The 12,673-nt window shown below is 64.2% G+C and carries 13 protein-coding genes; 10 read left to right on the top strand and 3 right to left on the bottom strand.

The window, feature by feature from the left end:
* Positions 1 to 1,302, top strand: a 1,302-nt coding sequence (locus IL54_RS13415; RefSeq protein ID WP_193378852.1) for a carboxypeptidase regulatory-like domain-containing protein, incomplete at its 5' end; no start/stop codon positions are given.
* Here the strand turns inward: IL54_RS13415 and IL54_RS13410 are convergent.
* On the bottom strand, positions 1,287 to 1,739 hold the full coding sequence (locus IL54_RS13410; RefSeq protein WP_037478656.1) for a hypothetical protein: 453 nt from the start codon (positions 1,737 to 1,739) through the stop codon (positions 1,287 to 1,289). The two genes, IL54_RS13415 and IL54_RS13410, sit on opposite strands and share 16 nt — an antisense overlap.
* A gap of 151 nt (positions 1,740 to 1,890) precedes the next feature.
* On the opposite strand from IL54_RS13410, the gene IL54_RS13405 reads away from it, so the two are divergent.
* The 4 genes from IL54_RS13405 to IL54_RS13390 all read left to right on the top strand — a co-directional run bounded on the left by IL54_RS13405 (position 1,891) and on the right by IL54_RS13390 (position 5,763).
* A complete protein-coding gene (locus tag IL54_RS13405; protein ID WP_037476323.1) occupies positions 1,891 to 2,562 on the top strand; it encodes a spermidine synthase in 672 nt (223 codons plus the stop codon).
* A gap of 70 nt (positions 2,563 to 2,632) precedes the next feature.
* Positions 2,633 to 4,261 carry an alpha-D-glucose phosphate-specific phosphoglucomutase gene (locus IL54_RS13400; protein WP_037476321.1) on the top strand — a complete coding sequence of 543 codons (1,629 nt, stop codon included), beginning with the start codon at positions 2,633 to 2,635 and terminating at the stop codon, positions 4,259 to 4,261.
* A 34-nt stretch (positions 4,262 to 4,295) separates the two neighbouring features.
* Complete coding sequence (locus IL54_RS13395) at positions 4,296 to 4,979, top strand: DUF2490 domain-containing protein (protein WP_037476320.1); 684 nt, start codon at positions 4,296 to 4,298, stop codon at positions 4,977 to 4,979.
* Positions 4,980 to 5,046: 67 nt separating this feature from the next.
* Positions 5,047 to 5,763: a 2OG-Fe dioxygenase family protein gene (locus tag IL54_RS13390; protein WP_037476319.1), complete on the top strand. Its 717-nt coding sequence runs from the start codon at positions 5,047 to 5,049 to the stop codon at positions 5,761 to 5,763.
* 79 nt (positions 5,764 to 5,842) lie between these two features.
* On the opposite strand, the gene gorA is transcribed toward IL54_RS13390, so the two are convergent.
* A complete protein-coding gene (gene gorA, locus IL54_RS13385) occupies positions 5,843 to 7,189 on the bottom strand; it encodes a glutathione-disulfide reductase (RefSeq protein ID WP_037476318.1) in 1,347 nt (448 codons plus the stop codon).
* A 171-nt stretch (positions 7,190 to 7,360) separates the two neighbouring features.
* Positions 7,361 to 8,866 carry a glucose-6-phosphate isomerase gene (pgi, locus tag IL54_RS13380; RefSeq protein ID WP_037476316.1) on the bottom strand — a complete coding sequence of 502 codons (1,506 nt, stop codon included), beginning with the start codon at positions 8,864 to 8,866 and terminating at the stop codon, positions 7,361 to 7,363.
* A gap of 177 nt (positions 8,867 to 9,043) precedes the next feature.
* On the opposite strand from pgi, the gene lepB reads away from it, so the two are divergent.
* The 5 genes from lepB to IL54_RS13355 all read left to right on the top strand — a co-directional run.
* Positions 9,044 to 9,883 carry a signal peptidase I gene (gene lepB / locus IL54_RS13375; RefSeq protein WP_037476314.1) on the top strand — a complete coding sequence of 280 codons (840 nt, stop codon included), beginning with the start codon at positions 9,044 to 9,046 and terminating at the stop codon, positions 9,881 to 9,883.
* Positions 9,880 to 10,563 (top strand): ribonuclease III, encoded by a 684-nt coding sequence (rnc, locus tag IL54_RS13370; RefSeq protein ID WP_037476311.1) that lies wholly within the window; start codon positions 9,880 to 9,882, stop codon positions 10,561 to 10,563. Before lepB ends, rnc begins: the two co-directional genes overlap by 4 nt.
* Before the next feature lie 116 nt (positions 10,564 to 10,679).
* A complete protein-coding gene (locus tag IL54_RS13365; RefSeq protein ID WP_037476309.1) occupies positions 10,680 to 10,967 on the top strand; it encodes a GIY-YIG nuclease family protein in 288 nt (95 codons plus the stop codon).
* Positions 10,968 to 11,012: 45 nt separating this feature from the next.
* A complete protein-coding gene (era, locus tag IL54_RS13360; protein ID WP_037476308.1) occupies positions 11,013 to 11,921 on the top strand; it encodes a GTPase Era in 909 nt (302 codons plus the stop codon).
* Between the two features lie 56 nt (positions 11,922 to 11,977).
* Positions 11,978 to 12,673, top strand: a 696-nt coding sequence (locus IL54_RS13355; protein WP_193378851.1) for a GGDEF domain-containing protein, incomplete at its 3' end; no start/stop codon positions are given.

Here is a 12,673-nt window from a genome sequence, read left to right as displayed (position 1 = left end):
CCGCCCCGCAGCGTCGCACCGGGCGAGGCCTTCCGCGTCGGTGGTCAACTCACGGCCCTCCCCCGCGCGACCATCGACCTCCTAGACCCCGCCGGGCGCGTGACCGACAGCGCCACGCCCGAAGCGAACGGCCATTTCACTCTGACCGGTACCGCCCGCGCCGCTGGAACCACCGCTTTCACCCTGTGCGTGCGGGATGGGCAGCGCGTGGTCGAGCAAGCCGCCGTCCCGCTGCTGGTAAGCGATAGCGCAGCCCCGCGCCTGCTGATCCTCGCCGCCGCACCGGGGCCGGAGGTCAAATATCTGCGCCGCTGGGCGACTGACGCAGGCTTCACGGTCACGACGCAGATGAGTGCGGGCGGCGGCATTGCGCTCGGCGATCCCACCATCGCCATCAACGGCGCAACGCTGCGGCGGTTCGACCTCGCCATCGTCGATGATCGCAGTTGGGCGGCGCAGCGCGGCGTCCTGACCGGGGCAGCGCGCGAAGGATTGGGCTTGGTGCTGCGCCCCAGCGGGCCGATCGATGGCGCGACACGCGGCCAATGGCGCGCCTTGGGCTTCGGCATTGGCGGCGGCGATCTTGCCCCCATTGCCCTGCCCAAAGTCGCCGCGCCCGCGCTGAGCAGCACCCGTCTTGGCATCGGCAGCACTGACGCGCCGGTCGATATCGCCACGCCCGACGATCTGCTGCCCGATGTCAGCCGCCTGCCCCTTACCCCCGCCGCGCAGGCACCCACATTGTTGCAGGACGCCAGCGACGCACCGCTCGCCCAGTGGCGCGCGATCGGCACCGGGCGCATCACCCTGTTCGCGGGCGTGGACAGCTATGCGCTGACCCTGACCGGCCATCGCGCGCTGCATAATGACTGGTGGAATGCCCTGCTGCGCACCGTCATCCGCCCGGCCTCCGGCGTGCAACAGTCTGGCCTGATCGGCTGGGCGAACGAGCGCCTGACCCTATGCGGCCTGCCCGCCCCGACGCCGGTCGAGCGCCCCGATGGACGGCGGGCAACGATATTGCCGGTGCAGGGATGCGCTGCCTTCTGGCCGGATAGCGCAGGCTGGCACCGGACCGGCGCTGGCCAGTCCTTCTATATCTATCCCGCCCAAGCCCTGCCCGCGATGCGCGCCGCGCGCGATCGGGCCGCGATGCTCGCGCTGCGCCCGCCAACTACGACCGACCGGGGGGGTGACAGTGCACCCGGCCCATCCTGGCCCTTCGCCCTCGCTTGGCTGATCGCCAGCGCCTTGCTCTGGCTATTGGAACGCGCGCGTCGCGGTCGTCAGTCGGCCATGTAGAAATCGCGCAACGCCCGCGCATCATGCAGGGCATTGTGCGGCACCCGGCTATTGGCCGCCGCGCTGAACCCCGCCGCGTTGATCAGTTCGAGCCGCAGCCCGAAATCGACCCCCGCCATCTGCCCCGGCCCGGTCACCAGCAGCGCGCAGAAATGCGCCAGATCCTCCGGCCAGTCGGCGATGATGACGGGATCGCTATCCCCTTCCAGATAGGCCGCGACATGGTCGGCCGCCTCCACCCGGTTCAATTCCAGATCGATGCCCGGCGGCACATGGCGCAGATAGGGGACGACATGCTGCGCCACCCAGGGTTCGACATCGTCGGGCAGCGGCAGCGAAACGTAAAATTCTTCATCGTCCGCATGTTCGGGCACCAGCGCGACGCTGATCAGCACGCCGCCAAAGCCGTTAAATTCGGTGTCGAGAAAATAGCGCATGAAAAGAAGAACTGCCTTGTCCGTGTCCGATAGGACAGGGCCGATAGCATCGCCGCCGCCCACATGCCATGCCGTGCGACACGCCGTAGCATTTGCGCGACGCACGCCAAACTGCCATGCGCGCCACAACGCCATCACCAAAGGATCGATCATGACGCCGCGCGAATTTCTGGGGTCTGCCGCCGTGCCAGGGGGGCAGGAACTGATGCTGTACCGGCGTGGCGGCGATTTCATGATCGTGCTCGACCGCAATGAATTGATGAGCAGCCGGATGAGCGGATCGGAAAAGGCGCTGGCGCTGATGACGATCGAGCGACTGGCAGGGCGCAAGGCACCCCATCTGCTGATCGGCGGCTATGGCATGGGCTTCACCCTGCGCGCGGCGCTCGGCGTGCTGGGGCAGGATGCGCGCATCACGCTCGCGGAACTGGTGCCCGAAATCATCGACTGGGCACGCGGGCCGATGGCGGAATTGGCCGATGGCTGCCTCGATGACCCGCGCGTCGATCTGCGGATGGGCGATGTCGTCCCCGTCATCGCCGCGGGACGCGCCTGTTATGACGCCATCCTGCTCGACGTCGATAATGGCCCGGACGGCCTGACCGCCGCCGCCAATGACCGGCTCTACAGCGCGACCGGGCTGGCGGCGGCGCGGGCGGCGCTTACGCCGGGCGGCATCCTCGCGGTCTGGTCGGCAGGGTCGGACGATGCCTTCACCCGCCGCCTGTCCAGCGCCGGATTTGCGGTCGATGAAGTCGCCGTGCGCGCGCGCGACAATGGCAAGGGGCCGCGCCATGTCATCTGGTTTGCACAAAAGCGTTGAACATGCTGGATTGAAAAGGTCCGTCCAGCCGGGCCATAGAGACAAGAACCGACACTAAAGGGATGCCCGCGTGATCCAGACCGTTTCGACCCAGCCTTTCACGGACCAGAAGCCCGGCACGTCGGGCCTGCGCAAGAAAGTGCGTATCTTCGCACAGCCCCATTATGCGGAAAATTTCGTCCAGTCGGTGTTCGACAGCCTGGACGGTTTTGCGGGGCAGACCCTGGTCGTCGGCGGCGACGGGCGCTATCTCAATCGCGAAGTCATCCAGATCGTGCTGAAAATGGCGGCGGCCAATGGCTTTGGCCGCGTGCTGGTGGGCCAGGGCGGCATATTGTCCACCCCCGCGGCCTCGCACCTGATCCGCGCATCGGGTGCCTTTGGTGGCCTCGTCCTGTCGGCCAGCCACAATCCGGGCGGCCCGGACGAAGATTTCGGCATCAAATATAATATTGGCAATGGCGGCCCGGCGCCTGAAAAGGTGACCGACGCGATCATCGAGCGCACCCTGTCGATAGAAAGCTACAAGATCCTCGACGCCCCCGACACGGATCTCGACACGATCGGCACGGCGACACTGGGCACCATGACCGTCGACGTGGTCGATCCCGTCGCCGCCTATGCCGACCTGATGGAAAGCCTGTTCGATTTCGCCGCGATCCGCGCGAAGATTGCAGGCGGCTTCACTCTCGCCTTCGATTCGATGAGCGCGGTAACCGGGCCTTACGCGGTCGAGATTTTCGAAAAGCGGCTCGGCGCGCCGCAGGGCACGGTGATGAACGGCACGCCGTTGCCGGACTTTGGCCATCATCATCCCGACCCGAACCTCGTCCATGCCAAGCAACTCTACGACCGCATGATGGCCCCGGACGCGCCCGATTTCGGCGCGGCTTCCGACGGCGATGGCGACCGCAATCTCATCATCGGACGGCATTGCTATGTCACGCCGTCGGATTCGCTCGCGGTGCTGGCGGCCAACGCCCATCTCGCGCCCGGCTATGCCGCGGGCCTCAAGGGCATCGCCCGCTCCATGCCGACCAGCGGCGCGGCCGACCGCGTGGCCGAGAAACTGGGCGTGCCGCTCTATGAGACGCCCACAGGCTGGAAATTCTTCGGCAACCTGCTCGACGCGGGCATGGCGACCATCTGTGGCGAGGAAAGCGCGGGCACTGGCTCTGACCATGTGCGCGAAAAGGACGGCATCTGGGCAGTCCTGCTATGGCTCAACATCCTGGCCGTGCGCGGCGAAAGCGTCGCTGCGATCATGGCCGATCATTGGGCGACCTATGGCCGCAATTATTATGCCCGCCACGATTATGAAGCCATCGCCAAGGACAAGGCCGACGCGCTGATGGCGGCGCTGCGCGCCTCGCTCGACCGCCTGCCCGACACCACCAACAGCGGCGGCACGATCAAGAGCGCCGACGATTTCGCCTATACCGATCCCACCGACCAATCGGTCAGCCGCAATCAGGGCGTCCGTATCCTGTTCACCGACGGATCGCGCGTCGTATTCCGCCTGTCGGGCACCGGCACTGAAGGCGCGACCCTGCGCGTCTATCTCGAACGCTATGTCGATACAGATGGCGACCTTGGCATGGCAACGGGCGACGCCCTCGCCCCGCTTATCGCCGCTGCGCAGGAAGTGGCGGACATTGCAGGCTATACCGGCATGGACCAGCCCAGCGTCATCACCTGACGCTCATCGACGCTCACCAGCAAAGGAGCGCTCCATGCGCCGCCTACCCCTCATCCTGTCCGCGCTATTCATCGCCGCGGCGACACCGGCTCACGCCCAGACCAGCCAGGACGAACAGGTCTGGCTCAACCTGACAGCGATGGGATCGGTAAAGGGCGACCTCGTCTATCTCGCCGAAATCCAGCCGCGCATCGGCGATGGCGTGTCGCGGGTCAATCAGGCGATCTTTCGCGGCGCGCTGGGCTGGAAATTATCCCCCACCGTCACCGTCTATCAGGGCTATGCCCATATCGTGTCGCCGGTCGAAAACGGCGCGGATGTGAACGAGGATCGCAGCTTCCAGCAACTCAACTGGACGCTCGGTAAACCCTGGGGCGGCGAACTCATGTCGCGCACCCGGCTAGAACAGCGCTGGCGATCGGACGGCGATGCTATGGGCTGGCGGGTCCGCGAAATGCTCCGCTACGAAAAGCCGCTGCGGCCGGGCAGCGATGCGGTCAACGCGCTGGTCTATGCCGAAGGGTTCGTCGCACTCAACGACACCGACTGGGGCGTGAAAGGCGGCTTCGATCAGGCGCGCGGCTTCGTCGGGGTGGAATTGGGCCTGCCCGGCGCGTCCACGGCGGAGGTCGGCTATCTCGCGCAAGTGGTCGATCAGCGCGGCGGGCGCACCGCCGTCAATCATGTCGCCTCGCTGACGCTCTTCTTCCGCCATTGACGCGCGCGATCCGGCTGGGGGCAAATGGCCCTGTCGTTCGTTGACGGGGGGCACTATGGCCCCTTGCATGACCAACCACCCGCCTTTGCCCGATAGCACCCTTAGCGACAGCATGACCGCCATCGGCTATGCCCGGCTGGAGGGGCACGACACGATCGCGCGACTACGTGCCGATGCGGCCGATTGGCACGCCTTCGCCGCCAGTTGGAACGACCTCGGCCCCGATCTCTACATGGCCGACGGCGGCCGCTATCGCCGCCGCCGCCATGCCGTCTTCCTGTGCGACCATGGCCGTTTTACGCGCATGCCGCACCAGCCCCATTATCAAAGCCGCGACTATAATCGGCTCAACGGCGACGTGCAGCGCTGGTTCGATCCGGTCGAACAGGCGGTTGTCGACAACCCGGTCTGCCAGGCCATCTTCGCCCTGTGCGCGGCCCAATTCGACCCAGCCGCCCAGGGTCGCTGGCATGTCGAAATGCACCAGTTCCGCATCGAAGCGAAGCCCGACGAAGTCGGCCGCCCGACCCCCGAAGGGCTGCACCGCGACGGCGTCGATCATGTCTTCGTCATGCTGGTCGAGCGCAACAATGTGCGCGAAGGCGTTACCCGCATCGGCGCGCCCGACGGCACGCCGCTCGGCGAATTCATGCTGGCGCAGCCGGGCGACGCCATGCTGATCGACGATCGCCGCATCCTGCATGGCGTAACCGAAATCCACCCGCACGACCCCGCCCGCCCCGCCTGGCGCGACGCGCTGGTGGTGACCTTCGCTGCAATCTGAAAAATCCGTTCGGGCTGAGCTTGTCGAAGCCCTCCACTGATCGAGGTGAAGTGGCTTCGCTACGCTCAGCGCGAACTGATTATTTCAACAGCACCAATTCTTCGGCCATGCTGGGGTGCAGTGCAACGGTGTCGTCGAAATCCTGCTTAGTAAGCCCCGCTTTCACCGCCACTGCAGCCGCCTGCAATATCTCCGGCGCATCCGGACCGATCATGTGCAGGCCGACCACCTTGTTCGTCGTGGCGTCCACGATCATCTTGTAGAGCGCCCGCTCCTCACGGCCTGCAAGCACATATTTCATCGGCCGGAAGTCGGACGTGTAGACCCGCACCGTTCCGAGCTTGTTCTTGGCCTGCGCTTCGGTGAGGCCAACGCCTGCCAAGGGTGGGTGGCTGAACACGGCCGAGGGCACGCAGTCATAATCCACCGTGCGCGGATTGTCGCCGAACACCGTGTCGGCAAAGGCATGGCCCTCGCGGATCGCAACCGGGGTCAGTTGCAGCCGGTCGGTCACATCGCCCACCGCATAGATGCTCTCGCAACTCGACCGGCTATACTCGTCGACCTTGATCGCGCCATTGTCGGCCAGATCGACGCCCGCGCTATCCAGCCCCAACCCTTCGGTGTGCGGCCTGCGCCCGGTGGCGAACAGCACGACATCGGCCGGGACCGGATCACCATCCTTGAAGCGGACGCAGAGCGTGCCGTCTTCATTCTTCTCAATCTTCTCCATCTTCGCATTGAAGCGGAAATTAATCCCCTTGGTCATGGAAATCTGGAGCAATCGGTCGCGAATCTGTTCATCATAGCCGCGCAGCAGCGTGCCGGAGCGATTGACGATGGTCACAAGGCTGCCGAACTGATGGAAGATGCCGGCAAATTCATTGGCGATATAGCCGCCGCCGACGATGACGATGCGCTTAGGGCATTGGTCGAGATGGAACACCTCGTTGGAGGTGATGCCATGTTCCGCGCCTTCGATATCCGGCAGGATCGGCCAGGCACCGGTGGCGATGAGGATATATTTCGCCGTGACTTCGCGGCCGCTGGCGAGCTTGACGCTGTGCGGGCCGGTCACGGTCGCGCGTTCGGGGATCATCTCGACCTTGTGGCTGCTGAGCGTATTTTTGTAGAGGCCTTCGAGCCGGTCGACCTCGCCCAGCACATTGTCGCGCAGCGTCGCCCATTCGAACCCGCAATCGGGCACGTTCCAGCCGAAGCGGCGCGCGTCCTTCAAATCTTCGGCGAAATGCGCGCCATAGATAAGCAGCTTTTTGGGCACGCAGCCGCGAATGACGCAGGTGCCGCCGACGCGAAACTCCTCGGCCACCGCGACCTTCGCGCCATGCCCCGCTGCCACGCGGGAGGCGCGCACGCCGCCCGATCCTGCACCGATGACGAAAAGGTCGAAATCATAGTCGTTCATGCCTGGCCTCCGCTTGGTTGCGGGAGATATGGCGGGTGGGCACCTGAGTTACAAACGGGAATCTTGCTTCTTTTGAGCAAACCAATGCCGTTCGCTTCGAGCGAAGTCGAGAAGCGAGAAGCGCTGCGTCAGCGTTTCTCGACTTCGCTCGAAACGAACGGATCTGCTTATCTAGTCGTCGCCCAGCGCCAGTTCGATCAGCGCCATGGTCGAGGGGTCGAACCCCTTGGCACCGTCCGCCTCGATCGACTTAGCGATTTCCTTGCCCAATTCGACGCCGAACTGGTCGAACGGGTTGATGCCCATCAGTACGGCGTTGGCGAAGGTGCGATGCTCGTAGAAGGCGATCAGCGCGCCCAGCGCATGGGGCGTGACGTCTTCGAGCAGGATCGTGGTCGATGGCCGGTTGCCGGGATAGGCGCGCGCCGGGTCGGCATCATTATCCTTGCCGCGCATCAAAGCCGCCCCCTGCGCGAAGCAATTGACCAGCAGCGCGCGATGATGCGCCGGGTCGAGCGCATGGCCCGGCTCGATCGAGGCGATGAATTCGACCGGCGAGAGGATCGTCCCCTGGTGCAGCAACTGGAACACCGCATGCTGCGCATCGGTGCCGACCCCGCCCCAGGTGATGGCGGCGGTGGGACCATCCACCGGCGATCCATCAAGCTGCACCGCCTTGCCGTTGCTCTCCATCTCCAACTGCTGGAGGTAGGAAGGCAAGAGCGCCAGCCGCTCATCATAGGCGAACAAGGCGCGAGTCTGGCAGTGCATGACGCGGCTATAATATTGATCGACGAAGGCGGCGATCAGCGGGATATTCTCATTTGGAGCGGACAGGCGGAAATGGCGGTCCATTTCGGCTGCGCCTTCCAGCAGGCTTTCGAACGCATCCCAGCCGAGCGCCAGCGCAGCAGGGAAGCCGATCGAGGACCAGAGCGAATAACGCCCGCCCACTGATTCGGCGAAGGGCAGGATGCGGGTTTCATCAACACCCCATTCGATTGCCTTGTCGGGCGCGGCGGTCAACGCGATCACCCGGCCATAGGGGTCTTCCACCCCGCCCTCGACCATCCAGTTGATCGCGCTCGCCGCGTTCAGCAGGGTTTCGCTGGTGGTGAAGGTCTTGGAGGCGATCGCGATCAGCGTAGTGTGTGGGTCGAAGCCCTCGATCGCCCGCTCCAGCGCTGTGCCATCGACATTGGAGACGATGCCCACATCATAACGCACGCCATCGCCATCGAGCGCATCGACGATCAGCTTGGGGCCGAGCGCCGACCCGCCAATGCCGATATGCAATATGTGGCGGATTTCGCCCAGCGCGCCCGCCTCGATCGCGTCGATCAGCGCGCGCATGCGGTTGTGCAGCGCCTTGGCCTGCGCCACGCTGTCGGCCTTGCCCTCGCCCCGCTCGGCGGTATGTTCGGCCGCGCGGCCTTCGGTATTGTTCACCGCCTCCCCCGCAAACAGCGCATCGCGGCGCGCGGCGAAGCCCTGATCCTGTGCCAGGTCGAGATAGTGCGCCATCAACGCGTCGGTCAGATGGGTCTTGGACCAGTCGAACCGGATCGGTCCCTGCGACAGGACCAGTTTGGACAGGCGGTCGGGATCGGTCGTGAAAATGGACTTGAGATCGGCGATAGGCAGTGCGGCGATGGCCGCCAGTGCAGTGCTGGGCATGCGATGGTCCCCTATGACGTTGGTCGAGATCGACGCTGCACCGGTCGATTCTTCCTGTCCTTACCCAATTTTCGCGCGCTTTGCATGGTCAAGGACATGCTTGACGTGCCCGACGCCAGGCTTCACAAGCCGCCACGGCCGCGTTGTCGGCGCATCCAAGGGACAAGACGACCACCCATGACTGCAAAATCGGAAACGCGGGACTTCCTATGGTTTCTCGCCAGGCTGGGCCTGTTCGTCTTCATCCTGCGCAGCTTCATCATTTCGCCGTTCAACATTCCATCGGAATCGATGCAGCCCCGCCTGCTGATCGGCGACTATCTGCTGGTGGCGAAATGGCCCTATGGCTATTCGCGCTATTCGCTGCCGTTCAGCGTCCCGCTGATCCCCGGCCGCATCTTCGCCTCCACGCCCGAACGCGGCGATGTGGTGGTGTTCAAGGCCCCCCCGACCCAGAAGAACGACTATATCAAGCGCGTCATCGGCCTGCCCGGTGACATGATCGCCGTGCGCGGCGGTACGGTCTATCTGAACGGCGCGGCTGTGCCCAAGCAAAAGGTCGCCGACCTCGTCATCCCGGTGACCCCGAACATGATTGAGGCCGCTGCCAAGGAAGGCGCGGTCTCGCCTTGCTATCGGCCCGATTTCGAGGAACCGGCGGCGGGCGGCGGCAAGCAATGCCGTTACCCGCAGTTCCGCGAGACCCTGCCTGCGGGCAAGGATTATCCCGCGCGCAGCTATAATGTCCTCGACCTCGTGCCCGACGGCGCGGCGGACGATCGCGACACGGTGCTGGTGCCCGAAGGCCATCTCTTCATGATGGGCGACAATCGCGATCGCAGCGCCGACAGCCGCTTCCCGGCGGTCGAAGGCGGCGGCATCGGGCTGGTGCCGGAGGAAAATCTGGTCGGCAAGGCGATGATTTCGGTCTTCTCCACCGACGGCAGCGCCAATTGGCTGCTGCCCTGGACCTGGATTTCCGCCGCGCGCTGGAGCCGCATCGGGGAAGGCTTTTGAAATTGAGCGTCCATGGGCCTGATACGACGGGCTGGCTAAAGGCGCTGATCGGCCGCGCGCCGCGCGATCCCGCACCCTTCCACCAGGCGCTCACCCATGGCAGCGCCAAGCCGGACAATTATGAACGGCTGGAATTTCTGGGCGACCGGGTGCTGGGCCTGCTGGTGTCCGAATGGGTGTATGAACGCTTTGCCGGTGAGCCTGAAGGCAAGCTGTCGCGCCGGTTCAACGCGCTGGTGTCGGGCGAAACCTGTGCCGAGGTGGCGCGCGCGGCGGGCGTGCCGACCCATTTGGTGCTGGGCAAGCAGGCGCGCGACGATGGCGCGGCCAATAGCGACAATGTGCTGGGCGACGTGATGGAAGCGCTGATCGGCGCGCTCTATCTGGAGGGCGGGCTGGAGGAAGCGCGCACGCTGGTCCGCCGCCTGTGGGCCGACCGGGTCGATACCCAGACCGCCGCGCCGCGCCATCCCAAGTCCGCGCTGCAGGAATGGGCCGCCGCCAACAAGCGCAAGCCGCCCGAATATGTGATGATGGACCGATCCGGCCCGCACCATGCTTTGCGCTTCACCGTGACCGTCAGTATCAAGGGCGCGGGCGAGGCAAGCGCGACCGGCGGGTCCAAGCAGGAAGCGGAAACGGCGGCAGCGGCGGCGCTGCTGGAGAAGTTGGCGGGGTAAAGAAATCTAAAAAGCCCGTTCGCCCTGAGCCTGTCGAAGGGCTCCTCTTCTTGAAGTTAAAAGAGGGCTTCGACAAGCTCAGCCTGAACGGTCTCTTTTGAAGGCTTGATGTTCCGATGCCCTTTTGGACCTACATGCTCCATTGCGCCGACCGCAGCTTTTATGTGGGTCATACGGATAATCTGGAGACACGCATCGGGCAGCATGAAGCAGGCCAGATCACCGGATACACCCAAACGCGCCTGCCAGTGAAACTGGTCTGGTCGCAATCGTTCGGCACACGTATAGAGGCGTTGGAAGCCGAGCGGCAGATCAAGGGTTGGAGCCGAGCAAAGAAGCTAGCGCTGATCCGTGAAGATTGGTCTTTGATCTCCACCTTGGCGCGATCAAAGATAGACAAGTAAAGCCCTTCGACAGGCTCAGGGCGAACGGAGTATATTTTGGACGGCTTGGAAGTTTCAGAAACCAATCAGCGCTGCGGCGTAATTGCCGTTGTCGGTGCACCCAATGCGGGGAAGTCCACGCTGGTCAATGCGCTGGTGGGGCAGAAGGTGGCGATCACCAGTCCCAAAGCGCAGACCACGCGCACCCGCGTCATGGGCGTCGCGATCGAGGGCAATGCGCAAATCGTGCTGGTCGATACGCCCGGCATCTTCGCGCCCAAGCGCAGGCTGGACCGCGCGATGGTGCAGGCGGCCTGGGGTGGCGCACAAGGTGCGGACCTGATTGCGATGGTGGTGGATGGCAAGGCCGGGCGCGGTCCCAAGCTGGAGCCGATCATCGAATCGCTCAAGCATCGCAGCGAACGCAAATGGCTGATCCTCAACAAGGTGGATATCGCCATCAAGGAAAAGCTGCTCGTCCATACCGAGAAGTTGAACGAAACGCTGGGCTTCGACGAAATCTTCTTCGTGTCGGCCGCGACCGGCGATGGCCTGCCCGAACTCAAGTCTGCCTTCGCCGCTGCCATGCCTGAAGGGCCGTGGCATTTCCCGGAGGACCAGGTGTCCGATGCGACCGACCGGATGCTGGCCGCCGAAATCACGCGCGAACAACTTTATCACCAGTTGCACGCGGAACTGCCCTACGCCACCGCCGTCGATACCGAGCAATATAAGGAACGGCCGGACGGGTCGGTCGAAATCCATCAGCAGATCCTGGTCGGCCGTCCGACACAACGCGCGATCGTGCTGGGCAAGGGCGGCCAGCGCCTGAAGGAAATCGGGTCGAAGGCGCGCGAGGAACTCGCCGCGTTGCTGGGGGTCAAGGTCCACCTGTATCTGCATGTGAAGGTCAAGGAAGACTGGGAAAATGATCGCGGCATCTATCGCGACATCGGGCTCGACTGGGTGGAATAATAGTCCTTCCCTTAACGGAAATAGCTTATTTACATTCTGTCGTTACGCACCCGTTCATGGGTCCGAAACGGAAAATCGTCTGCTGCGTCATCATCTCGATCGTCGGCACGGTGGTCATCATGGCGTTGGTCTCGGCGATCCCCGGCATGTTCATTCCGGCGCGCTATTTCTTCGTCGGCATATTCTGTGCCAGCAGCCTGTCGACGCCGGTCTGCCTGCTCCTGACCCGTCAGGCGGAGGAGAACCGGCATCTGCGCGAACAATTGGAGCAGCGCGTCGCCGAGCTGGCCCGCCTGGCGCAGATTGACGGGCTGACCGGGTTGCTGACGCGCAATGCCTTTTTCGATCGGGCGAGCGTCGCCCATGGTCGGCCGGGCAATTGGTATCTGTTGATCGACATCGACCATTTCAAACAATTCAACGACGATCATGGCCATCAGGCCGGTGACGCGGTGTTGCAGGCGGTCGGCCAGGCTATCCGCGAATCGCTGCACCCCGACGCGATCTGCGGTCGCTTGGGGGGCGAGGAATTTGCCATTTGCCTGACCGGGTGTGACAGCGCCCAAGCGGTGCGGCGCGCGGAACATGTTCGTACATCCATCCAGGCGCTCCGCGTTCGTGCGCCATCGGGCCGAATCGTGCGCGCGACCGCCAGCATTGGCCTGAGCGCGGGCGATCCGACAGCGGCGATCGAGGTCAGCCTGCACCGCGCGGACATGGCCATGTATGCCGCCAAGACCGGCGGGCGCAAC

The sequence above is a fragment of the Sphingobium sp. ba1 genome (assembly GCF_000743655.1).
GTDB lineage: Bacteria > Pseudomonadota > Alphaproteobacteria > Sphingomonadales > Sphingomonadaceae > Sphingobium.
The sequence above is the reverse complement of the archived record's forward strand: the minus strand, read 5'-3'. Positions and strand labels throughout refer to the sequence as shown.

Bases quoted from the DNA above. Each gene is read 5' to 3' on its own strand.
- IL54_RS13410 (WP_037478656.1), bottom strand. From the start codon at position 1,739: ATGCGCTATTTTCTCGACACCGAATTTAACGGCTTTGGCGGCGTGCTG.
- IL54_RS13405 (WP_037476323.1), top strand. From the start codon at position 1,891: ATGACGCCGCGCGAATTTCTGGGGTCTGCCGCCGTGCCAGGGGGGCAG.
- IL54_RS13395 (WP_037476320.1), top strand. From the start codon at position 4,296: ATGCGCCGCCTACCCCTCATCCTGTCCGCGCTATTCATCGCCGCGGCG.
- IL54_RS13390 (WP_037476319.1), top strand. From the start codon at position 5,047: ATGACCAACCACCCGCCTTTGCCCGATAGCACCCTTAGCGACAGCATG.
- gorA (WP_037476318.1), bottom strand. From the start codon at position 7,189: ATGAACGACTATGATTTCGACCTTTTCGTCATCGGTGCAGGATCGGGC.
- pgi (WP_037476316.1), bottom strand. From the start codon at position 8,866: ATGCCCAGCACTGCACTGGCGGCCATCGCCGCACTGCCTATCGCCGAT.
- lepB (WP_037476314.1), top strand. From the start codon at position 9,044: ATGACTGCAAAATCGGAAACGCGGGACTTCCTATGGTTTCTCGCCAGG.
- IL54_RS13365 (WP_037476309.1), top strand. From the start codon at position 10,680: ATGCCCTTTTGGACCTACATGCTCCATTGCGCCGACCGCAGCTTTTAT.